Annotated in this window: 20 protein-coding genes; 6 read left to right on the forward strand and 14 right to left on the reverse strand. The window is 73.3% G+C overall.

Annotated elements, in window-relative coordinates:
- Positions 1–117: 117 nt before the first annotated feature.
- From menD to NDW01_RS22565, 3 genes are read right to left on the reverse strand one after another with little or no spacing between them, the layout of a single operon-like run.
- Positions 118–1779, reverse strand: coding sequence for a 2-succinyl-5-enolpyruvyl-6-hydroxy-3-cyclohexene-1-carboxylic-acid synthase (gene menD / locus NDW01_RS22555; RefSeq protein ID WP_252781353.1), 1662 nt, complete (start codon positions 1777–1779; stop codon positions 118–120).
- Positions 1776–2750, reverse strand: coding sequence for an o-succinylbenzoate synthase (locus NDW01_RS22560; RefSeq protein WP_256512738.1), 975 nt, complete (start codon positions 2748–2750; stop codon positions 1776–1778). Before NDW01_RS22560 ends, menD begins: the two co-directional genes overlap by 4 nt.
- 58 nt (positions 2751–2808) lie before the next feature.
- Positions 2809–3708 (reverse strand): 1,4-dihydroxy-2-naphthoyl-CoA synthase, encoded by a 900-nt coding sequence (locus NDW01_RS22565; RefSeq protein WP_252823261.1) that lies wholly within the window; start codon positions 3706–3708, stop codon positions 2809–2811.
- 192 nt (positions 3709–3900) lie between these two features.
- Here NDW01_RS22565 and NDW01_RS22570 point away from each other — a divergent pair, with 192 nt between their 5' ends.
- Positions 3901–5067, forward strand: coding sequence for an AMP-binding protein (locus tag NDW01_RS22570; protein WP_252823262.1), 1167 nt, complete (start codon positions 3901–3903; stop codon positions 5065–5067).
- A gap of 6 nt (positions 5068–5073) precedes the next feature.
- Here the strand turns inward: NDW01_RS22570 and NDW01_RS22575 are convergent, their stop codons facing one another.
- Positions 5074–5487 (reverse strand): ribonuclease domain-containing protein, encoded by a 414-nt coding sequence (locus NDW01_RS22575; protein WP_252823263.1) that lies wholly within the window; start codon positions 5485–5487, stop codon positions 5074–5076.
- Between the two features lie 166 nt (positions 5488–5653).
- Here NDW01_RS22575 and NDW01_RS22580 point away from each other — a divergent pair, with 166 nt between their 5' ends.
- The gene (locus NDW01_RS22580; protein WP_252823264.1) at positions 5654–6037 is read left to right on the forward strand and encodes a hypothetical protein; all 384 of its coding nucleotides are present in this window, start codon (positions 5654–5656) and stop codon (positions 6035–6037) included.
- A gap of 270 nt (positions 6038–6307) precedes the next feature.
- Positions 6308–7642: an RNA polymerase sigma factor gene (locus NDW01_RS22585; RefSeq protein WP_252823265.1), complete on the forward strand. Its 1335-nt coding sequence runs from the start codon at positions 6308–6310 to the stop codon at positions 7640–7642.
- 70 nt (positions 7643–7712) lie between these two features.
- Here NDW01_RS22585 and NDW01_RS22590 read toward each other — a convergent pair whose 3' ends face one another.
- On the reverse strand, positions 7713–8648 hold the full coding sequence (locus NDW01_RS22590) for an NADP-dependent oxidoreductase (protein WP_252823266.1): 936 nt from the start codon (positions 8646–8648) through the stop codon (positions 7713–7715).
- A gap of 110 nt (positions 8649–8758) precedes the next feature.
- On the opposite strand from NDW01_RS22590, the gene NDW01_RS22595 reads away from it, so the two are divergent.
- The gene (locus NDW01_RS22595; protein ID WP_252823267.1) at positions 8759–9169 is read left to right on the forward strand and encodes a winged helix-turn-helix transcriptional regulator; all 411 of its coding nucleotides are present in this window, start codon (positions 8759–8761) and stop codon (positions 9167–9169) included.
- Positions 9170–9176: 7 nt separating this feature from the next.
- Here the strand turns inward: NDW01_RS22595 and NDW01_RS22600 are convergent, their stop codons facing one another.
- Positions 9177–10331: an FAD-dependent oxidoreductase gene (locus NDW01_RS22600; protein ID WP_252823268.1), complete on the reverse strand. Its 1155-nt coding sequence runs from the start codon at positions 10329–10331 to the stop codon at positions 9177–9179.
- A 111-nt stretch (positions 10332–10442) separates the two neighbouring features.
- Here NDW01_RS22600 and NDW01_RS22605 point away from each other — a divergent pair, with 111 nt between their 5' ends.
- On the forward strand, positions 10443–11165 hold the full coding sequence (locus NDW01_RS22605; RefSeq protein WP_252823269.1) for a TetR/AcrR family transcriptional regulator C-terminal domain-containing protein: 723 nt from the start codon (positions 10443–10445) through the stop codon (positions 11163–11165).
- Between the two features lie 60 nt (positions 11166–11225).
- On the opposite strand, the gene NDW01_RS22610 is transcribed toward NDW01_RS22605, so the two are convergent.
- The 6 genes from NDW01_RS22610 to NDW01_RS22635 form a co-directional block, all read right to left on the reverse strand.
- Positions 11226–11936 (reverse strand): sirohydrochlorin chelatase, encoded by a 711-nt coding sequence (locus tag NDW01_RS22610; protein WP_252823270.1) that lies wholly within the window; start codon positions 11934–11936, stop codon positions 11226–11228.
- Entirely contained in the window at positions 11933–13117 is a 1185-nt protein-coding gene (locus NDW01_RS22615; RefSeq protein WP_252781364.1) for a uroporphyrinogen-III synthase, read from the reverse strand. Before NDW01_RS22615 ends, NDW01_RS22610 begins: the two co-directional genes overlap by 4 nt.
- Entirely contained in the window at positions 13114–13488 is a 375-nt protein-coding gene (gene nirD / locus NDW01_RS22620) for a nitrite reductase small subunit NirD (protein WP_252823271.1), read from the reverse strand. Before nirD ends, NDW01_RS22615 begins: the two co-directional genes overlap by 4 nt.
- A gap of 62 nt (positions 13489–13550) precedes the next feature.
- Complete coding sequence (nirB, locus tag NDW01_RS22625) at positions 13551–16016, reverse strand: nitrite reductase large subunit NirB (RefSeq protein WP_252823272.1); 2466 nt, start codon at positions 16014–16016, stop codon at positions 13551–13553.
- Between the two features lie 96 nt (positions 16017–16112).
- Positions 16113–17555 carry an FAD-dependent oxidoreductase gene (locus NDW01_RS22630; protein WP_252823273.1) on the reverse strand — a complete coding sequence of 481 codons (1443 nt, stop codon included), beginning with the start codon at positions 17553–17555 and terminating at the stop codon, positions 16113–16115.
- Complete coding sequence (locus NDW01_RS22635; protein WP_252823274.1) at positions 17552–19621, reverse strand: molybdopterin oxidoreductase family protein; 2070 nt, start codon at positions 19619–19621, stop codon at positions 17552–17554. The genes NDW01_RS22630 and NDW01_RS22635 overlap by 4 nt, the downstream gene beginning before the upstream one ends.
- A 213-nt stretch (positions 19622–19834) precedes the next feature.
- Here NDW01_RS22635 and NDW01_RS22640 point away from each other — a divergent pair, with 213 nt between their 5' ends.
- Positions 19835–21169: a nitrate/nitrite transporter gene (locus NDW01_RS22640; RefSeq protein WP_252823275.1), complete on the forward strand. Its 1335-nt coding sequence runs from the start codon at positions 19835–19837 to the stop codon at positions 21167–21169.
- Between the two features lie 43 nt (positions 21170–21212).
- On the opposite strand, the gene NDW01_RS22645 is transcribed toward NDW01_RS22640, so the two are convergent.
- Complete coding sequence (locus tag NDW01_RS22645; protein ID WP_252823276.1) at positions 21213–22202, reverse strand: RNA polymerase subunit sigma-70; 990 nt, start codon at positions 22200–22202, stop codon at positions 21213–21215.
- Positions 22199–22606 (reverse strand): VOC family protein, encoded by a 408-nt coding sequence (locus NDW01_RS22650; protein WP_252823550.1) that lies wholly within the window; start codon positions 22604–22606, stop codon positions 22199–22201. The genes NDW01_RS22645 and NDW01_RS22650 overlap by 4 nt, the downstream gene beginning before the upstream one ends.
- Positions 22607–22675 lie beyond the last annotated feature (69 nt).

Consider the following 22675-nt stretch of genomic DNA (forward strand, 5'->3'; position numbering starts at 1 on the left):
GCCCCGCGAAGACACGGACCGTCCGAGCAGCCGCAAGCCCCTGCGATGGCGCGGACCGGCCGGACGGCCTTGAAGGAGCCGGCCGGCCGGGCGGCGTCAGGCACCGGGCCGGGTGCCCTAGACGCCGAGGAGCGCCCGGACCGCGTCCTGCGCCGCGTCGCGCATCCGGGCGTGGAACTCGGCGTTGGCCGTGCGGTCGGTGCGCGCCTCGACGATCCGCAGGCCCTCCTTGGCCACGACCTTCGGCAGGTCGCTCAGCGACTCCAGCCGGGCGTACGGGATGCCGTGCGCCGCCGCGATCGAGGCGATGTCCACCTGGTGCGGCGTGGCGAAGACCCGCTCGAACGGCTCGGGGAACGACGCCTGCGGCAGCAGGGAGAAGATCCCGCCGCCGACATTGTTGATCACGATGATGGCCAGGTCGGGCCGCTGGTCCTGCGGTCCGATCACCAGGCCGTTCTGGTCGTGCAGGAACGCCAGGTCGCCCAGCAGGGCGTAGGCGCGGTTGCCGTGCGCCAGCGCCGCGCCCATCGCCGTCGAGATGAGGCCGTCGATGCCGCTCGCCCCGCGGTTGGCGAGGATGCGGATGCCCCGGCGCGGATGCATCGTCTGATCCAGGTCACGGATCGGCATGCTCGCCGCCGCCAGCAGCAGCGAGCCGCCGGGGATCGTCGCGACGAGGTCACGGGCGAGCCGCGGCTCGGTCAGCTCGTCGGTGGAGTCCAGGACCGAGTCCACCGCGTTGCGCGCGATCAGGTCGGCGGTCCGCCAGGACTTCAACCACGAGTCGTCGCCCGACACGACCGGGATCTCCGCCTCCTGCGCCACCTGCGTGGCCGACCGCACCGGATCCGGCCAGCGCGCCAGCGACGGGGAGACCACGACGTGCTGCTCGGCACGGCGCAGGAACGACAGCAGCGGACGGGACAGGCCCGGTTTGCCGAGCGTGACGACGACGTCCGGGTGGTGCCGGTCGACGAACTCCGGGACGCCCAGCAGGAAGTGGTGCGCCGACAGGGCGTGGTCACCGTAGCGGGCGTTGCCGTTCGGCTCGGCCAGCACGGGCCAGCCCGCCATCGACGCCGCCGCGACATAGCGCTTGACGTTCACCGCGCCGTCGCCGACGACGAGGACGCCGCGGCGGGTCGGGGGCACGTGCAGCACCGAGCCGGGCGTCGCCGCGCGCACCTTGGTCCAGGCGCCGTTGACGTCGCCTTCCAGGGGCTCGCACCAGTCCTCGTCCCCATCGGGGATCAGCGGCTCGCGGAACGCGAGGTTCAGGTGGACCGGGCCCGGGTCGGGCTCCAGCGCGGCGTGCCAGGCGCGGCTGGCGAGCGACCGCCAGTACGCCACCATGCCGGGGCGCTCCTCCGGCACGCCGACCTCACAACTCCAGCGCGCCGCCGTGCCGTACAGCTTGACCTGGTCGATCGTCTGGTTGGCACCGGTGTAGCGCATCTCCGGCGGCCGGTCGGCCGTCAGGATCAGCAGCGGCACCCCCGACTCGTGCGCCTCGACGACGGCCGGGTGGAAGTTCGCGGCGGCCGTCCCCGACGTGCAGATCACGGCGACCGGGCGGCCGCTGCGCTTGGCGATGCCCAGCGCCAGGAACGACGCCGACCGCTCGTCGATCCGCACGTGCAGCCGGATCTTCGACTGCTGGTACAGCGCCAGCGCCAGCGGCGCGGACCGTGAGCCGGGGGCCAGCACGGCGTCGGTCATCCCGCAGCGCATCAACTCGTCGACCAGCACGGTCGCCAGCGCGGTCGCCGGGTTCATCGCACGCCCTCGGCATCCGTCACCAGCGGAGCACCGCCCAGCTCACGCTGCGCCTCGGCCGCCCGGCGCCGCCACGCCGCTCCGTCGACCTCGTACCGCCGCAGGGCGTCCTCGTCGACCTCGGGACGGCGAACGTCGATCGCGCCGTCGGTCACCGTGAGCGGGTCGGCCACGACGTCGCCCTCCAGCAGCGAGAGGGTTCCCAGCCCGCAGGCGTACGGCAGTTCGGGCAGCGCGGCGGCCAGCGCGGCGCCCGCGGCGAGCCCGACCGAGGTCTCGACCGCGCTGGAGACGACCACGGGCAGCCCGCACGCCTCGGCCACGCGCAGTGCGGCGCGCACCCCGCCCAGGGGCTGCACCTTGAGCACGACGACGTCGGCGGCCTCAGCGGCCCGGACCCGCAGCGGGTCCTCCGCGCGGCGGATCGACTCGTCGGCGGCGATCGGCGTCTCGACGCGGCGGCGCACGGCGGCGAGCTCGTCCAGCGTCGCGCAGGGCTGCTCGGCGTACTCCAGCTCGCCGAGGAGCCGCAGCATGCGGACGGCGGTGTCGACGTCCCAGGCGCCGTTCGCGTCCACCCGGATCTTTCCGCCGGGGCCGAGCGCGTCGCGGACCGCCTCGACCCGCGCCACGTCGTCCGCCTCGGTCTGCCCGGGCTCGGCGACCTTCACCTTGGCCGTACGGCAGCCGGACGCGCCGGCGATCCGGTGGGCGGTCTCGGCGTCCACCGCCGGAACCGTGACGTTCACCGGGACGCGGGAACGCAACGGCGCCGGCCATCCGTCATGTGCCGCCTCCCGTGCCGCGGCGAGCCAGCGAGCGCACTCCTTCGGGCCGTACTCCGGAAAAGGGGAGAACTCCCCCCATCCGGCGGGGCCTCGCACCAGCATCCCCTCTCGCCGTGTCACCCTGCGGAACCGCGTGCGCATCGGGATGGCGAACACGCGCAATGGCCTGACCCCCCTGTCCAAGAACGCTGTTTCCCGCCTTACCTTAGGGCCGCGCGTTCCCGGCCCGTGCACGGGCCGGTCAGTAATACCAGGGGAAACGGGACCAGTCGGGGGCGCGCTTCTCCAGGAAGGAGTCGCGGCCCTCGGCGGCCTCGTCGGTCATGTACGCGAGCCGGGTCGCCTCACCGGCGAAGACCTGCTGGCCGACCAGCCCGTCGTCGATGAGGTTGAAGGCGTACTTCAGCATCCGCTGTGCGGTCGGGCTCTTGCCGTTGATCTTCCGGGCCCACTCCAGCGCGGTCCGTTCCAGCTCGGCGTGCGGTACGACGGCGTTGACCATGCCCATGCGGTGCGCGGTCTCGGCGTCGTACGTGTCGCCCAGGAAGAAGATCTCCCGCGCGAACTTCTGCCCCACCTGCCGGGCGAGGTACGCCGAGCCGAACCCGCCGTCGAAACTGGCGACGTCCGCGTCGGTCTGCTTGAACCGCGCGTGCTCGCGGCTGGCCAGGGTCAGGTCCGCGACGACGTGCAGGCTGTGCCCGCCGCCGGCCGCCCAGCCGGGGACGACGCAGATCACGACCTTAGGCATGAACCGGATCAGCCGCTGCACCTCCAGGATGTGCAGCCGGCCCGCGCGGGCGGGGTCGATGGTGTCGGCCGTCTCGCCCTCGGCGTACCGGTAGCCGTCCCGGCCGCGGATCCGCTGGTCACCGCCCGAGCAGAACGCCCACCCGCCGTCCTTGGGCGACGGGCCGTTGCCGGTGAGCAGCACGCACCCGACGTCGCTGGACATCCGGGCGTGGTCGAGCGCGCGGTAGAGCTCGTCGACGGTGTTCGGCCGGAACGCGTTGCGCACCTCGGGCCGGTCGAACGCGATGCGCACCGTGCCCTGGTCGACCGCCCGGTGGTACGTGATGTCGGTGAAGTCGAAGCCCTCGACCACCTTCCACGCGTCCGGGTCGAACAGCTCGGAGACCATGCGGTGTTCCTTTCCAGCCCGCCGGCGGCCCGCTGCCTGCCGGCGCCCGCTCTATTCAAGCGCGTCGGCGGTGTGGCCCCGCAGGGGGCGTCCCCGGGACCGTCGTTCCCGAGGCTCGGGGTTCATTGTTCTCCGAGCGCCCGCCTTTACATAGTAATGTGAAGAATCGATCAGGCTAGGCTGGTCGGCGTCATGAGCCGAAGCCTGCACGCCGTCATCCTGCCGCCCGGGCCCCTGCTGTTCCGCCGCCTGGAGGCGGCGCTCGACGGCAGCGGCCCGGCGATCTGTCCCCTCTCCCCCGACCTGCCCGCCCCCGCCCTGACCCGGCTGCTCGACGTCCTCCGCCCCTCCCGGGTGGAGACCGAGGACGGGACACGGCGGTACGACTGCGACGGCGGCTGCGCGCCCGGCCCCGCCGTGGCCGACGAGACGGCCGTGCTGATCGCCACCTCCGGGTCGACCGGTACCCCGAAGGTCGTGGAACTGTCGGCGACCGCGCTGCGGCACTCCGCCTCGGCGACCCTGGCGCGGGTCGCCGCCGAGCCCGGCGACCGCTGGCTGTGCTGCGTGCCGACCAGTCACATCGCCGGCATCCAGGTGCTCGTGCGCTCCCTCGTCGCGGGCACCGACCCGGTGATACACCCGCGCTTCGACGTGTCGCGGGTCGCCGGCGCGGGCGCGGCCCACGTCTCGGTCGTGCCGACCCAGCTCCGCCGCCTCGTCGACGCAGGCGTCGACCTGAGCGGCTTCAGGTCGATCCTGCTCGGCGGGGCGGCGCCGCCGCCCGACCTGGTGGCGACGGCGCGCTCGCGCGGCGGCCGGGTCTTCACGACGTACGGGATGAGCGAGACCTGCGGCGGCTGCGTCTACGACGGCGCGCCCCTCGACGGCGTGTCCGTCGAGATCGGCGCCGACGGGCGCATCCGGCTGGCCGGACCGGTGCTGTTCGGCGGCTACCGGCTGCGGCCCGAGCTGACCGCCGCCGTACGGGACGGCGCCTGGTTCGTCACGCAGGACCTGGGCGTGATCGAGGACGGCCGGCTGCGCGTGCGGGGCCGGGCCGACGACGTCATCGTCACCGGCGGCGAGAAGGTCGTGGCGGGCGAGGTCGCGGCGGTGCTGGCCCGTCATCCCGGCGTACGGGACGTCGCCGTCGTCGGGCGGAGCGACCCCGAGTGGGGCCAGCGCGTGACGGCCGTCGTGGTCCCCGGCGAGGAGCCGCCGGACCTGGAGGAGCTCCGCGCCTGGGTGCGCGCGGAGCTCCCCGCGTACGCGGCGCCGCGTCAGGTCGAACTCGTCGGAGAGCTGCCGATGCTCCCCTCCGGCAAACCCGACCTGGAGCGGCTGCGCCGGGCCTGAGGCGTCCTAGAGCTTGTAGAAGTCCGTGTAGTGGTTCGGCGAGAACCAGGTCGTGCCGGTGCTGCGGTTGACGACGATCCGGTAGGCGTCGCGCGCGGCGCCCTTGGCCCGGGAGTACACGTCGTACTCGTAGTAGGTGGCGCCGCTGGGCAGCTCGCCCTCACGGTTGTAGAACTGCCCGCCGGTGTAGTTGTACTTGCCGTCCGGCCAGGAGTACCAGCCGCTGGACGTCGGGTAGCCCTTGGAGGCCCAGATGGAGTCGGCCGAACGGGCGTCGGCGCAGCGCGAGATCGTGCAGGAGCTGTAGACCGACGCGTCGGCGTGGGTGATGCCGACCACGCCGGCCAGGGACGCGGTCGCCGCGACGGTGACGGCGATCCGGACCGGCCGAGTGGAGCGAGTGCGTTGGCGGGTGTGCACGGAGCCTCCTTGTCAGGGGGACGGACACTCGCCATGATCAGACCTGTCAGGACCTCGATGAAGGCCCGAACCACCAAAAAATGGTGAATTCTTCCACTGATCGGCGTGACTTGACCGGACCGTGGCGCGGCTCAGCGGCCCTGCGGGTCTGGGAGAATCCGTGGTCGTGGTGGTACGCCCTGCATTCGTCCTCTTGGCGTTGATCGCCGCCGCGGGTTGCGCGAGTCAGCGCCACCCGCAGGCGCGGCCGAGCGCCTCCCTGGTGATCCCGACGCCCTCACCCTCCCCCACCGGCAGGCCGCGGCTCGCCCGGCCCGGCGCGGAGTGCGGCCAGGTCACCACCGTGACCGGCGGCCGCGCCACGGTGCAGGTCGTACGCGGACGGACCACCTGCGTCGAGGCGATGCGGGTCTTCGAGAAGTACAACGACCCGGACACTCCCGCGGAGGGCACGGCGGGTCTGGTGGTCATCGGGCACTGGACCTGCGGCACCAAGGGCACGATCACCACCTGCACCTCGAAGATCGCGACGATCCGGACCCATCCGTGATCGCCGCACCCGACGGCCCTCACACCGAGTGAGGTCGGTCACACTCAGCAACGAGCCGTCGGCGAGGCTTCCCGCAGGTGAGGCGGGGGGCTGATAGCCTGTCCGGCCGGCGGGCGAGGGGGACTTTGCCGTACCCGGACGCGTGCACACGTGAAAGTTTTCGCTCTGCGGGAACAACCCGGACGCAATCGCGCGTTTCCGATAGTGCGCGCGCAAGCAGACGACATACGTCCCGTACCGCTAGGACATCGAAGGGAGGGAGGTGTCCTCATGCCGCGAACCGCTGCTGCGACCATGCCCGCAGGGCCGACGCCTTTCGAGGAGCTTCTCGACCGGGGCCGCTCTCAGGGGCACCTCTCACTGGACGAGGTGCGTGCTGCCTTCCACGAAGCCGGCATCACCCCCACCCAGGGTCGCTCCATCATTCGTGAGCTGACCGACGCCGGAGTCCGGCTGGCCAGTGAGGACAAGACCGAGGCCGCGTCCACCAAGAAGGGTACGGCCACTGTCAAGAAGGCCAGGCCCGCCCGCGCCAAGAGCAGGACCGCCGCCAAGGGGAAGGCCGCCAAGGCCGAGACCGAGGCGCCGCAGGCCGAGGCCGCGACCGACCCCGACACCATGGACGTCCCCGCCACCGAGCTCGAGTCCGACGACTACGAGGTCGACGCCCCCACCGACCTGGACGACCAGTCCTCGGTCATGGGCGACTCGGTGCACACCTACCTCAAGGCGATCGGCCGCCGGCAGCTGCTCACGGCGGCGCAGGAGGTCGAGCTCGCCAAGCGCATCGAGGCCGGGCTGTACGCCGAGCACAAGCTGGAGACCGAGACCGGGCTCTCCGAGAGCGACCGCGAGGACCTCGAGCTCGTCGCCGAGGACGGGCGCCGGGCCAAGGCCCACATGCTGGAGGCGAACCTGCGGCTCGTCGTGTCGGTGGCCAAGAAGTACGCCGACCGCGGCCTGTCGCTGCTCGACGTGGTGCAGGAGGGCAACCTCGGCCTGATCCGCGCGGTTGAGAAGTTCGACTACACCAAGGGTTACAAGTTCTCCACGTACGCGATGTGGTGGATCCGGCAGGCCATCCAGCGTGGCTTCGCCGACTCCGCCCGCACGATCCGGCTGCCCGTTCACGTCCTGGAGATGCTGAGCAAGCTCAGCCGGGTCGAACGGGACATGCACCAGCGGCTGGGCCGCGAGCCCACTCCGGAGGAGCTGGCCGTGGAGCTCGACAAGAGCCCCGCCCAGGTCCAGGAGCTGCTGCGGACCAGCCGCCAGCCGATCAGCCTGGACTCGACGATCGGCGAGGACGGCGAGACGCGCATCGGTGACCTCATCGAGGACACCGACAGCCCCGAGGCCTCCGAGCTGGTCGACCGCCAGCTGATGGCCGACCAGCTGCGCCGTGCGCTGTCCGTGCTCTCGCCGCGCGAAGAGAAGATCATGGCGATGCGGTTCGGGCTGTACGACGGCACGCCCCGCACGCTCGACGAGATCGGCAAGCACCTCGGGCTGACCCGTGAGCGGATCCGCCAGCTCGAGAAGGAGTCGCTGTCCAAGCTGCGGCACCCGAGCAACGCCCAGCCGCTGCTCGACTTCGCCAGCTGAGCGGAACGAGCCGACCGCAGGAAGGCCCGCCGGGAGCACCCGCTCCCGGCGGGCCTTCGCCTTTCCCCCTCTAGGGCACGAGCACCGGGCGGCCGCGCAGGCCGCCCTTCTCCAGGAGCCGGTGGGCGGTCGCCGCCTCGGGGAGCGGGAACGTCCCCGCCACCCTCGTCGTGAGCCGCCCGTCGGCCGCGAGCAGCGCCAGCTCGGCCAGACGCGGTCCGTCCGCGCGGATCCACACGTTGACGACCCGGGTGCCGCGCAACGCCGGCGGGGCCGCGCCGCCGACGACGGCCGCGAACGCGCCGCCGCCCCGGACGGCCTCCAGCGCGGGCAGGCCGACGACGGCGGCGTCGAGCGCGGCGTCGACGCCGCCCGGCACGGCCGAGCGGACGGCCGCCGCCAACTCCCGGGTCCGGGGCACGAAGATCTCGGCCCCCAGGCGGCGCACGAGATCCTCGTCCCCCTCCCCCGCGACCGCGACGACGCGGAGCCCGCGCAGCGCGGCCAGTCCGGTGGCGAACCCGCCGACGGCACCGGCCGCGCCCGTGATCAGGATGGTCTGGCCGGCGCGGAGGTCGAGGCGGTCCAGGGCCTGGTCGGCGGTGAGGACGTTCAGCGGGAGCGTGGCCGCCTCCTCCGGGGACAGCCCCGCCGGCGCCGGCGCCACGGCGTCAACGTCGAGGACGACCTGGTCGGCGTGGGTGCCCAGGGGGAGGTCGAGGCGGTCGGACAGCCCGATCACCTCCTCCCCCGGGGCGAACCGTGCCACTCCGGGACCGGTCGCCTCGACCACCCCGGCGACGTCCCAGCCGAGGCCGGTCACCTCGCGCGCCGCCATGATCCCACCCTGGACCAGGAGTCCGGCGCGGGTCGCGACGTCGACGGGGTTGACCGCGGCGGCGCGGACCCGGACGCGCACCTGGCCGGGTCCCGGTTCGGGAACCGGGACCTCGGCGAGCTCCAGGGCCTCCGGGCCCCCGTAAGAACGAACGACGACCGCGCGCATGGCGTAGTCCCTCCTGTGTGCCGGTATCGGGTACACGGGAAACCTACGGATTGCTACTCTCCACTGGGAAGTACGTACCTGGAAGTGCGTAGGACACCCGAGGGAGCGCCATGCCCACGCAGACCGCCGCGCAGCGACGGGCCGAGGCCCGCGCCGCCTACGACGCCTACCTCGCCACCTGCCCCGCCCGCGAGCTGCTGGACCGGATCAGCGACAAGTGGGTCACCCTCATCCTCAACGCGCTGGCCGACGGCCCGCGGCGCTACAGCGACCTGGGCCGGACGATCGCGGGCGTGAGCCAGAAGATGCTCACGCAGACCCTGCGGGCCCTCGAACGGGACGGCCTGGTCACCCGGAGCGTCACCCCGTCCGTGCCGGTCCGCGTCGACTACGAGCTGACCCCGCTCGGCACGAGCCTGCTGCCGATCGTGCGGGCGGTGAAGGATTGGGCGCAGACGCACATCGCGGAGGTGCACGCCGCCCGCGCGTCCTACGACGCGCCGGCCGGCGAGCCGGAGTAGCGGCGCGTCACCGGGCCTCGGCGGGGCGCTGGAAGAACCGCAGCATGTCACGCGCGCCGGACATGAAGACCTTCGTGATGTCCGCGGACTCCCGTGCCGCGACTGCGGCGCGCTCGAACATCGCGGTCTCGTAGTCCTTCAACGCGGCGGCCGGGTCGTCACGCCCGGTGGCCAGGGCGAGGCCGAGCTCGGCGGCGTCGAGCATGGCCATGTTGGCGCCCTGCCCGACGGGCGGCATCAGGTGTGCCGCGTCGCCGAGCAGCGTCACCCCGGGGACGGGCGCCCAGGTCAGGCCGATCGGCAGCATCGTCACCGGGCGGGGCACGAAGCGGTCCTCGCACGCCTCGATCAGCGCGGCACACTGCGGCGCCCAGCCGGTGAAGAACTTCACCAGGGACGGGCGGGCCCGCTCCAGGTCGTCGAAGGGTATGCCGCAGTCGTTCAGCCAGCCCTCCGGAGTGCGGAAGCCGAGGTAGACCCGCACCCCTCCGTCGCCGTTGCGCTGGGCCGACAGGAAGCGACCGGAGCCGAGGACCCAGTAGTTGCCGCGTCCGATCATGGCCGCGAGTTCGGGATGCGTGCGGTCGATGTCCCGGATGCCGCTCTCGACCGCGTTCAGGCCGACGTGGAACGGACAGGCGCCGGTGAGCAGGGGGCGGATACGCGAGCGGCCTCCGTCCGCGCCGACGAGGAGATCGCAGTCGACCGGCTCTCCGTCCGCGAACTGCAGCCGGTGCCCACCGCCGGGCAGGGCGGTGGCGCGCTCGAACACCCGCCCCCACGCGACGGCCTGCTCGGGGAGGGAGTCGATGAGCAGGTCACGTAGGTCGGCGCGGTCGATCTCGGGCCGGTCCAGCGGGGCATCGTCGGGCGTGTCCTGTTGGAGCAGCACGGTGCCGGCCGGGTCCAGCAGGCGCAGATCCTGTCCCTCGCGGCGGGCGACGGCCAGGAACTCCTTCTCCAGCCCGGCCTCGCGGAGGGCGCGCTGTCCGCTCTCGGCGTGCAGGTCGAGCGAGCCGCCCTGGGCGCGGGCGGTCGGGGAGGCGTCGCGCTCGTAGACCACGGCGTCGACGCCGTGGACGTGCAGGACGCGGGCGAGCGTGAGCCCGCCGGGACCGCCTCCGACGATCGCGATGCGGGCTCCGTCAATGGGGACGTTCATGAGGTCTCCGTTCTCCGGTGTCGATACACCGTATCGACCGATACGCCGTATGTGTCAATGGGATGTATCGTGAGATCCGCCGGCGAAGACCCCAGAGGATGACGAGGCGTGATGGCCGTACGACGAGACACCGATGGTGAGTTCACCCCGGTCTGGGAGCGCCCCGAGCCGCCGAGCCGGCCCGCGCCGAGCCCGCTGAGCAGGGACCGGATCGTCGAGGCGGCGATCCGGCTCGCGGACGCCGACGGGCTGGACGCGGTGTCGTTGCGCAAGGTCGCCGCGGCGCTCGACGCCGGTCCGATGCGGCTCTACGGCTACCTGTCCACCAAGACGGAGTTGCTGGACCTCATGGCGGACGCGGTGTACGGCGAGATCGCGCCGCCCGCGCCGGACGGTGATTGGCGCGCGGCGCTGCGATCCCTCGCGCACGGTCTCCGGGAGGCCGCCCTGCGGCACGAGTGGTTCGCCGACCTGCTCGGCGGACGCCCGCCCCTCGGTCCGTGCGCGCTGGCCTACCTGGAGGCGACACTGGCCGCGCTGGACGGCGCCCCGGGCTTCGATGACGTCGACGCCGTCACCCAGGCCGCCCACACGGTGAACGCCTATGTGATCGGGGCGGTGCGAAGCGAGATCGCCGAGTCGCGCACCGAACGCGCCACCGGCCTGGACGAGCGACGATGGCAGGCCGCCAACGGCCCGTACCTCGACCGGCTGCTGGCCACCGGGCGCTATCCCGCGCTGGCCAAGATGGTCGGAGGCGGCCCGCACCCGGACGCGGAGACCGCCTTCGCCACCGGCCTCGATCAGGTACTCGCCGGCATCACCGCCCGATGAGACCGTGAGCGTGCGGCGTCAGGCCGGGACGTTCCCCAGTGGCGGGACGTCCGGCGCGCGTCACCCGGCGCGGGTCGCCGCCCGGCGATCGTGGATCTTCTCCCCGGCGGTCGTGAGGGCCTCGTCGTAGCGGCGGAGGACGACCCGGGCCAGGGCGTCGTGCACGCCCAGCGGCGGTGCGACCGCGTCGGCGCCCGCGGCGAGGAGGCGGTCGTGGAAGTGGCCGGGCGCGAGCAGGTAGGAGGCGACCGCGACGCGGCGGGCGCCCCGGGCCCGCAGGTCCCGGACGACCTCGGCGAGATCGGGTCCCGCCCCGGCCGCCAGGCCGTACGCCACGGGGCGGCGCAGGCGGCGGCCCAGCAGGCGGGCGGCGGAGGCCGCGTCGGCGATTCCCTGGGGGTCGGAGGTGCCGGCCGCGCCCAGCACGACCGCGTCCGCGTGCCGGTCCCGGCCCAGCCGGTCGGCGAGCGCGCCGGCCAGCAGCGGATGCGGCCCCAGGGGCCGGGCGACCGTGGCGGACGGGCCGACGCGGCCGGGGATGTCCACCAGCGTGTGGTAGCCGCGGCCGAGCATCAGCGGGACCGCCACGACCGGCCCGCTCCCGGTGGGAAGCGCGGCGAGGGCGTCTTCCAGGGAGGGCTCGGTGATCTCGGCGTACGACTCGGCGACGGTCAAGCCAGGGCGCAGAGTGCGAAGCCGTTCGAGGAGGGCGCGGATGACGTCGACTCCGGCCGGGTCGCGGGTGCCGTGTCCGACCGCGAGCAGCGTCACACCGCCTCCGGAGCGCCGGTGAGCCGGGCAGGCCCGGGACGGACGGGATCGCAGGCCAGCCGGTAGCCGCGCTTGACCACGGTCTCGACGAGCCCGCCCCGGCCGAGGCCGCGGCGCAGCCGCGCGACCGCCATCTCCACGGCGTGCTCGTCCGGATGCGGGCGGCCCGGGGTCGCGCCGCCCGGCAGCGTCCGGCTCGGCAGCACGGTGCACAGTTCGGCACGGGAGACCACGTGGCCGGGCCGCCGGGCGAGGGCGCGGAGGATCGCCATGGGCGCGGGCGCGATCGGCTTGAGCTGCCCGTCGATGACCACGGCGTGTCCGCGCAGTTCGAGGGCGTGACCGGCCACGGCGACCCGGCTGGACCGCCGGACGGGCAGTTCGGCGGCGAGCGTCCGGACGAGCGCGCCGAGGCGGGCCCGCTCGGGACGTACCGTCGCCACGTCTCGCTCCTCCAGCGGCGCGGCGGTCACCGATCCGACGCACGCGGCGACCACCTGCGTGCGCAGCGCCTCCAGCAGCGGATCCTCGAGGTTGTCGTCGGCCGCGACGGCCAGAGTGGCGGACACCGCCGGGGCGCTCGTGAAGGTGATCGCGTCGATGGTGCCCGCCACCGCCTGCCCGACGAGCCTGCGCAGCGGCGTCGGGTCGTCGGTGCGGGCCCAGCGGTACACCGGGACCTCCACGACGTCGGCGCCCGCGCGCCGCAGCGTGCCGGTGAGGTGCGGCGTCGGATCGCCGTACAGCTGAACGGCGATCCGGCGTCCCCGCAGGTCCTCCTCCAGGAGATGGCGCAGGACCTCGTCGCAGTTCTCCGACTCGGGCGACCACGCCTCGGCCATCCCGGCGGCGCGCACGGCGCCCTTGGCCTTCGGCCCGCGGGCCAGGATGCGCACGTCGCCCAGACGCTTGATCAGGTCGTCCCGCAACCCCCAGCCGTCGGCCGTCTCCAGCCAGGCCCGGAAGCCGATCCCGGTCGTGACGATCACGTCGTCGACCGGGTCCGCGAGGATCTCGCGGGTGGCCGCCAGCAGCTCGGCGTCGTCGGCGAGCGGCACCAGCCGGATCGCGGGGGCGTACACGACGCGCGCGCCCTTGCGCTCCAGCAGCGCCGTCAGCTCCTCGTGCCGCCGCGCCGCCGTGACGCCCACGGTGAATCCGGCCAGGGGCGTGTCCTTCACGACTCGGCCACCTCCACGCGGCGGCCGGCGCGCCGTATCCGGAACACCGGCACGGACACGGCCGGGTCGTCCAGGCAGCGGCCCGTGGTCAGGTCGAACACCTGCTTGTACATCGGGGAGGCCACGGTGGGCAGGCCATCACGGGTTCCGACGATCCCCCAGGCCAGGACGTTCGCGCCGCTGAACGGGTCGTGGCCGGACAGGGCGTGGAGCGCGCCGTCGTAGGTGCGGAAGATCGCGACCTGACGATCGCCGACCAGCGCGCAGACGCCACGCTCGGGCTGCAGGTCGTCATAGTCGCAGACGGTCGTCCACCGGGTCTCGTTCAGCGTGCCGGTGCCCGCGGGCGCCGGCGCAAGGGTCTCGGTCAACGGATTCTCCTCTCACTCCGCCCGCCCGGCGGCTTCCCGCGGGCCGGCGACGCGCGCGCCGGTCAACGGGTCACCTCCACCATCACGGGCTTGATCTGCTCACGTTCGGGCTCGAAGACGATGCTCGGGTCGGGCATGCCGGGCGCGTTGACGAAGGAGACGAAGCGGCGCAGCTTCTCCGGGTCCTCCAGGATCGCCCGCCACTCGTCGGAGTAGCCCGCCACGTGGCGTTCCATGGCCGCGTCGAGCTCGGCGCAGATGCCGAGCCGGTCCTCGACGATGACCTCGCGCAGGTAGTCGAGGCCGCCGTCGAGGTTCTCCAGCCAGGACGCGGTGCGCTGCAGCCGGTCGGCGGTGCGGACGTAGAACATCAGGAACCGGTCGATGTAGCGGATCAGCGTGTCCTCATCCAGGTCCTGCGCGAACAGGTCCGCGTGGCGCGGCCGCATCCCGCCGTTCCCGGCGAGGTAGAGGTTCCACCCGCGCTCCGTGGCGATGACGCCGAAGTCCTTGCTCTGCGCCTCGGCGCACTCGCGGGCGCACCCGGACACCGCCGACTTGATCTTGTGCGGCGCGCGCAGGCCCCGGTAGCGCAGCTCGAGCCGGATGGCGAGGCCGACCGAGTCCTGGACGCCGTAGCGGCACCACGTGGACCCCACGCAGGACTTGACGGTCCGCAGCGCCTTGCCGTACGCGTGGCCGGACTCGAACCCGGCGTCGATCAGCCTCTTCCAGATCTCCGGCAGCTGCTCGACGCGGGCCCCGAACATGTCGATCCGCTGCCCGCCGGTGATCTTCGTGTAAAGCCCGAACTCGCGGGCGACCTCGCCGATGACGATCAGCCTCTCCGGCGTGATCTCCCCGCCCGGGATGCGCGGCACCACCGAGTAGGTGCCGTTCTTCTGCATGTTCGCGAGGAACCGGTCGTTGGTGTCCTGCAGGCCCGCCTGCTCGCCGTCCAGGATGTGGCCGTTGCCGAGGCTGGCCAGGATCGAGGCGACCACCGGCTTGCAGATGTCGCAGCCCCGGCCGCGCCCGTGCTCGGCGATCAGCTGGGAGAAGGTCGCGATCCCGCGCACCCGGACGATGTCGAACAGCTCCGCGCGGCTGTGGTCGAAGTGCTCGCACAGGGCCTTGCTCACCTCGACGCCGGCGGCGGTCAGCTCCGCGTCGAGGATCTTCTTGACGAGCGGCACGCAGCTGCCGCAGCCGGTGCCCGCCCTGGTGCAGGCCTTCACGGCGGGCACGTCGGTCAGCCCGTCCTCGGCGATCGCGGCGCGGATCGTCCCGGCGGTCACGTTGTTGCAGCTGCAGATGACGGTCGCCTCGGGCAGCGCGCCGCCCGCCGCCTCGGTGCCGCCGAACAGCGCCTGCTCGGGCGTCCCGGGCAGCTTCGCGCCGACGTAGGCGCGCAGCGCCGGGTAGGACGAGGCGTCGCCGACCAGGACGCCGCCGAGCAGGGTCTGCGCGTCGTCGCTGACGACGAGGCGCTTGTAGATCCCGGCGACCGGGTCGGTGTAGATCACGTCGAGGGCGTCGGCGGACGGGTCGCCGAAGCTGGCCACGTCCACGCCCATCAGCTTCAGCTGCGTCGACAGGTCCGCGCCGGTGAAGCGCGCCTCCCCGCCCAGCAGCCGGTCGGCGACCACCTCGGCCATCGTGAAGCACGGGCCGACCAGGCCGTAGACCATGCCCCCGACGAGGGCGCACTCGCCGATCGCGAAGACCCGCGGGTCCTCGGTGCGGCAGGCGTCGTCGACGACGATGCCGCCGCGCTCCCCCACCGGCAGGCCGGCGGCGCGGGCGAGGTCGTCGCGCGGGCGGATGCCGGCCGAGAAGACGACCACGCCGGCGTCGATGACGACGTCGCCGGCCAGGCGCACGCCGCCGGGCTCGACGCGTTCGAGGCCGACGCCGGTGTGCACGGTCATGCCCAGGGCCTCGATGTGACGGCGCAGCATCGCGCCGCCGCCCTCGTCGAGCTGGCGGGGCATCAGCCAGGGCGCCACCTCGACGACGTGGGTGTCCAGACCGAGCCCCTGGAGCGCGCGGGCGGCCTCCAGCCCGAGCAGTCCGCCGCCGACGACCACCCCGGCCCGCGGCCTTGACGTAGTAAGGTCGGCGCCGGCCGCGGCGGCGCGCAGCGCGTCGAGGTCCTCGATCGTCCGGTAGACGAAGGCGTGCTCGGCGCCCGGGACCGGGGGCACGAACGGCACCGACCCGGTGGCCAGCACCAGTGCGTCGTACGGCAGGGTCGCCCCCGCGTCCGTACGGACGACGCCGGCGGCGCGGTCGATCGCGGTGACCCGCTCCCCGGTCCGCACGACCACGCTCTCGTCGTGCGGCGGGTAGCCGAGGTCGGCGTCGTCGGTGAGGTAGGACGTCAGCGCGACGCGGTCATAGGCCGCGCGCGGCTCCTCCCCCACCACCGTGATCCGCCACCGGCCGGCGGAGTCGCGCTCCCGCAGGGCCTCGACGAGGCGATGCGCCGCCGGACCGTGGCCGACGACGACAAGACGGCTGGTCATCCGAATTCAGTCCTCCCCGACGCGACTTGACCTCGATCTTGACGACCGGGCGTTTCGCGTCTGCGTCCCGCTTGTTACCGCTGTGCTACAAGCCGCTCACCTACGGCCTGACCTGGTGGGGAACGTCACCTCCTGAGTTCCGAGCCACTCGAGGATCCCTTCGACGGTGTCCCGGCAGCCGCCGCAGCCCGTCGTCGCGCGCGTCATCGTGGCGATGTCGGCGACCTCCCGCGCGCCCTCCTCCCAGCAGGCGCGGATCCGGCCCTTGCTGACGTTGTTGCAGTGACAGACCACCGCGGCGTCCGGAATCCGCACCGGCGTCTCGGTCGGCGTCGCCGGGCTCAGCCCGGTGAACAACAGCCCCAGCCGGTCCGACGGCACCGGGGCGGCCCGGTCGTACAACTGGGTGAGCAGCCCGGCCGTCGTCGTCTCGCCGAGCAGGATCGCGCCGACCAGCCGGTCGTCCCGGATCACGACCTTCTTGTACGTGCCGCGCGTCGGGTCGGCGAAGCGGACGACCTCGGCCTCGTCGTCGCCGAGCGTCGTCTCGCCCATGGCGGCCAGTTCGATCCCCGCGGCCTTGAGCCGGGTGACCTGGCGGGACCCCTCGTAGCGGGCGTCACCGCCGGTGAGCAGGTCGGCGAGGATCCGGGCCTGTTCCCAGGCGGGCGCGACCAGTCCGTACACCGTGCCCTGGTGCTGGGCGCACTCCCCGATCGCGTGGACGTCCGGGTCGTCGATCGAACGGAGCCGGTCGTCGACCACGACGCCGCGGTCCACGGTGAGCCCGGCGGCCCTCGCCAGCCCCGTCTCGGGACGAATGCCGCAGGCGAGCACCACCAGGTCCGCGGGGAGCACCGCCCCGTCGTCCAGCTCGATGCCCGTGACGCGCCCGCTCTCGGCCCGTGCCCCGGTCAGGCGCGCCCCGACGAGCGTACGGACGCCGAGGTCGCCGATGGTGCGCTGCAGCACTCCGCCGGCCTCGGCGTCCAGCTGCCGTTCCATCAGGTGCCCGCCCAGGTGGACGACGGTGACCGGCAGGTCACGGCCCGCCAGCCCGCGCGCCGCCTCCAGGCCGAGCAGCCCGCCGCCGACGACGACCGCGGACCGCGCGCCGCCGGCCAGCCGGATGATCGCCTCGCAGTCGCCGAGCGTGCGGAAGGCGACGACGCCCTCGGCGTCCAGTCCCGGCAGCGGCGGGACGACCGGGGCGCTGCCGGTGGCGAGCACCAGCGTGCCGTACCCGGTGACGGTGCCGTCGGCGCAGGTCACCGTCTTGCGTTCCCGATCGATCGCGACGATCTCCTGCCCGAGGCGGGCGTCGACGCCGTTCGCGGCGTACCACGCCGGGTCGGTCAGGCCGATGTCGCCGGGCGCGGTGACACCGGCCAGGACGTTCGACAGCAGCACCCGGTTGTACGGCTGGGCGGCCTCGGCGCCGAAGACGGTGATCCGCAGGTTCCGGTCGCGGGCCCGCAGCTCGGAGACGAGCCGGGAGCCCGCCATGCCGTTGCCGACGATCACGATGTGTCGGTTCACTTCTTCTCCAGTCGGACGGCGCACACTTTGAACTCCGGCATCCGCGACGTCGGGTCGAGGGCCGGGTTGGTGAGCAGGTTCGCGCGGGCGGGACCGGCCCAGTGGAAGGGCATGAAGACGGTGTCGCGGCGGATCGCCGTGCTGAACCGCGCCTTGGCGACCGCGCCGCCCCGCCGGCTCGTCACGCGGACGTCGTCGCCCTCCTCGATCTCCAGCCGCCCGGCCAGGTCGGGATGGATCTCGACGTACGGCTCCGGGACCGCGTCGAGCAGCGCCCGTACCCGGCGGGTCTGCGCGCCGCTCTGGTAGTGGGCGAGCACCCGCCCGGTCGTCAGGTAGACCGGGTAGTCCGCGCAGACGTCCTCGGCGGGCCCGCGGTGCTCGACCGGCACGAGGCGTGCGCGGCCGTCCGGCGTGGCGAACCGGTCGAGGAAGACGCGCGGGGTGCCGGGGTGGTCCTCCCCCGGGCACGGCCAGAAGACGCCGGTCTCGTCGACGATCCGGTCGTAGGTGATGCCGGAGTAGTCGGCGAGCCCGCCGGCGCTGGCCGCGCGCAGCTCGTCGAACACCTCGGCCGGCTCGGCGCTGAACCGGCCGGGGGCCGCGAGCCGCTCGGCCAGGGCGGCGATGATCTCCAGGTCGGTGCGGACCAGCGGCGGCCGGGGCCGGGCCGCCCGCCGCAGCAGGACCCGGCCCTCCAGGTTGGTGATCGTGCCGGTCTCCTCCGCCCACTGCGCGGTCGGCAGTACGACGTCGGCGCGCACGGCGGTCTCGGACGGCACGAAGTCGGACACCACGAGGAGGTCCAGCGCGTCCAGGCGGCCCTGCACGCGGCCCGCGTCCGGCGCCGACACGACCGGGTTGGAACCGAACAGCAGCAGGGCGCGCGGGCCGCCGGGCGTGCCGAGCGCGTTCAGGAGCTCGGTGGCCGACAGGCCGGGGCCGGGCAGGTCACCGGGGTCGATCCCCCAGACGCGTGCGACGTGCTCGCGCGCGGCCGGGTCGTCGATCTTCCGGTAGCCGGGCAGCTGGTCGGCCTTCTGCCCGTGCTCGCGGCCGCCCTGGCCGTTGCCCTGCCCGGTCAGGCAGCCGAACCCGGAGCCGGGACGTCCGGGCAGGCCGAGCGCCAGGGCGAGGTTGATGAAGGCCGTCACCGTGTCGGTTCCGGTGGCGTGCTGCTCGGCGCCGCGCGCGGTCAGGATCAGCGCGTTCGCGGCCTCTCCCAGCATCCGTACGGCCGCCCGCATCGCCGGCACCGGCACGCCGGTGATGCGCTCGACGCGCTCGGGCCAGTAGCCGTTGATGACGGTGCGGACGGCCTCGAAGCCCTCCGCGCGCTCGTCGAGGTAGGCCTTGTCGATCAGGCCCTCGGTGATCGCCAGGTGCAGCAGCCCGTTGGCGAGGGCCAGGTCCGTACCCGGCGTGACCTGCAGGTGCAGGTCGGCGCGGCGGGCGGTCGCGGTCTCCCGCGGGTCGACGACGATGAGCCGGCCGCCTCGCTCGCGCTGGGCGGTCAGGTGCCGGACGAACGGCGGCATCGTCTCGGCGACGTTGCCGCCGGCCAGCAGGATGGCGTCCGCGGCGGCGACGTCGGTGATCGGCACGGGCAGGCCCCGGTCCAGGCCGAACGCCCGGTTCTGCGCCGCGGCCGCCGACGACATGCAGAAGCGGCCGTTGTAGTCGATGTTGGGCGTGCGCAGCGCGACGCGGGCGAACTTGCCGAGCTGGTACGCCTTCTCGTTGGTCAGCCCGCCCCCGCCGAAGACCGCGACGGCCGAGCGGCCGTACGCCTCCTGGATCCGGCCGAGCTCGGCGGCGATCCGGTCGAGCGCGGCGTCCCAGGAGACGGGCTCCAGCGGGGCGTCCCGGCGGGCGCGCATGAGGGGCACGGTCAGCCGGTCCGGCGTGGTCAGCAACTCCCCGGCCGTCCACCCCTTCTGGCAGAGGGCCCCGCCGTCACCGCCGTTGGCGGGGATGTCCTCGCGCGGCGCGACGGTGGTGCCGGGGCCGACGAGCATCCCGCACTGCAGCGCGCAGTACGGACAGTGGGTGGCTATGGGCGACATGCCTCGATCGTGCGGTTGAGGCGTTTCCCACCGGGGTCCGCGGTGTTACCGGCCCGCTACAAGCCCTTCACGGAGGCCTCTGACCTGCGGTGCGGCTCACAGCGCCCCCGGGGCACGGGTGCGGGGAAGTTATCACCGCCGCATTACGCGACACACACCGAGGAAACGGGCCGCTCCTAGCGTCGGCGCAGCACCCAGCCAGGAGGAGCCCGTATGACCACCATCGAACAACGCCTACCCGGCGCCGGCACGGCCGGCCGCCGGTGGATCGCGGACTGGCGCCCGGAGGACCCGGCCTTCTGGGAGGAGACGGGGGCGAGGGTCGCCCGGCGCAACCTCGCCTTCTCGATCTTCTCCGAGCACATCGGGTTCTCGGTGTGGAGCCTGTGGTCCGTGCTGGTGCTGTTCCTCGGCCCGGCGTACCACGTCGACCCCGCCGGGAAGTTCCTGCTGACGACGGTCCCCACGGCGCTCGGCGCCGCCCTGCGCCTGCCGTACACCTTCGCGATCGCCAGGTTCGGCGGCCGTAACTGGACGATGTTCAGCGCCGCGCTCCTGCTGGTCCCGGCGGTGTCGGCCGCCGTCCTGATCAGGCCGGGCGTCTCCTTCACCACCCTTCTGGTCCTCGCGGCCGTGGCCGGGGTCGGCGGCGGCAACTTCGCCTCCTCGATGGCCAACATCAACGCGTTCTATCCGCAGCGGCTCAAGGGATGGGCGCTCGGGATCAACGCGGGAGGCGGCAACATCGGCGTGGCCGTCGTCCAGCTGGTCGGGCTGGCGGTGCTGGCGACCGCCGGCAGGGACCACCCGCGGCTGGTCGCCGGGATCTACATCCCCTTCATCGTCCTGGCCGCGCTGGGCGCGGCCCTGCGGATGGACAACCTCGCCGGGATGCGCAACGACAAACGGGCCATGCGGGACGTGGTGAAGGACCCGCACAGCTGGATCATGTCACTGCTGTACGTCGGGACGTTCGGATCCTTCATCGGGTTCGGCTTCGCCTTCGGCCAGGTGCTGCAGGTGCAGTTCAAGGCGGACTTCGACACGCCGATCAAGGCCGCGTACCTGACGTTCCTCGGCCCGCTGCTGGGCTCGCTGATCCGGCCCGTCGGGGGCTGGGCGGCGGACCGGCTCGGCGGCGCCAGGGTCACCTTCTGGAACTTCGTGGCGATGGGGATCGGCGCCGCGATCGTCCTCACCGCCTCCGCCGAGCGGTCGCTGCCGCTGTTCCTCACCGGGTTCGTGCTGCTGTTCGTCCTTAGCGGCGTCGGGAACGGCTCGACGTACAAGATGATCCCCGCCATCTTCCGCGCCAAGGCCCCGACGGAGGACGAGGGCCGCCGCCTGTCGAGCGCCCTCATCGGCGTGGCCGGCGCGATCGGGGCGTTCGGCGGCGTCCTGGTCAACCTGGCCTTCCGCCAGTCGTTCCTGACCTACAAGACGGGCGACGGCGCGTACGTCGCCTTCATCGCCTACTACGTGCTCTGCTCCGCCGTGACCTGGGCGGTCTACCTCCGCCGCTCCCCGCGACGGCTGCCGGGCGTCTGACCCGGGTGGTGCCGCCCGGCTCGGCGGGCGGCACCACCCGCCGTCAGAGGGTCGCCGGCAGGCCGAACCGCGGGAACAGCTCCGGGCCGAACGTCGTGATCTCCCTGATCCGGCCGTCCTCGACGCGCAGGACGTCGAACTTGAACGCCCGGTACTCCGAGTCGCCCGGCCGCCGCAGGTAGCTGGCGGCCGTCGGCATCCGGTTGGCCGATGTCGGGAGGAGACGCCAGTCGCCCTCGCGGTCCTCCCCGAAGGCCCGCTCGAGGAGCGGCACGACCGCCGCCAGGCCCTCGTAGCGGTACGGGTACGGCGGCATCGTGACGCGCAGGTCCTCGGCCGCGATGGCGATGGCGGCCGCGGCGTCGCAGCGCTCGTGCGCGTCGATGAAGCGTTCGAGCAGCGCACGCTCGGCACCGCTCAGCTCCCCGGTCGACCACTCGGTACGGCGCTCCGGCAGCCGCCGCTGCATGGTGGCCCGGGCCCGTTGCAGCGCGCTGTTGGTGGCGGCGACGCTCGTACCCAGCAGGTCCGCCGTCTCCGCCGCGGACCTGCCGAGCACGTCGCGGGCGAGGAACGCCGCGCGCTGCCGCGGCGGCAGGGCCTGCAGGGCGGCGACGAACGCCAGCTCGATCGTCTCCCGCTCGACCACGACCGCGTCCGGTCCCTCGTCGGCGGGCGCGGCCGCGTCGAGCCGCGCGTCCGGGTACGGCTGCAGCCACGGCACCTCGGACAGGGTGTCTCCGCGCACCGGCCGGCGGGCGGCGCGCCGGAGCTGGTCGAGGCAGACGTTCGTCGCGATCCGGTAGAGCCACGCGCGGAACAGCGTGCCGCCGTCGAAGCCCTCCCGCCCGCGCCAGGCCCGCAGGAAGGTCTCCTGCACGGCGTCCTCCGCCTCGTCGAACGAGGCCAGCATCCGGTAGCAGTGGACGTGCAGCTCCCGCCGATGCCGCTCGGTGAGCGCGGCGAACGCCGGCTCGTCACCGGCGACGGCCGCGGCGATCTCGTCCTGCCGCACCTCCATGGTCCCGGTCACGCCTCGCCACCGCCCCGGACCTGCTGGAGCAGCCAGCCGTTGCCGTCCGGGTCGCTGAAGGAGGCGAAATTCGCGTAGTCGCGCTCCTCCGCGTCGTGCCCCGGCACCGGTCCGCCCGCCTCGTGGTGGAAGACCTCGCTCACCTCCACCCCGCGCCCGGTGAGTTCGGCGCGCACGGCGTCGATGTCGGTGACCACCAGGTGCAGGCCCTGCACCGCGCCCGCCGTCTCCTTGTTCTTCATCAGCGCGATCGAGCAGGCGGAACCGGGCGGCGTGAGCTGCACCACCCGGAAGTCCTCCCCGGCGCTGAAGTCGACGTCCAGCCGGAAGCCGGCCTCCTCGGCGTAGAAGGCCTTGGCCCGGTCGACGTCCGAGACGGGGACGACGATGAGTTCGAGCTTCATCTCCACGGTGCTTGTCTCCTCGGGTCCGGTCGGCCGATCACCGACGTTCTGGCCATGTAACGCCATCAC

The organism is Actinoallomurus soli (assembly GCF_024055715.1).
Lineage (GTDB): Bacteria > Actinomycetota > Actinomycetes > Streptosporangiales > Streptosporangiaceae > Actinoallomurus > Actinoallomurus soli.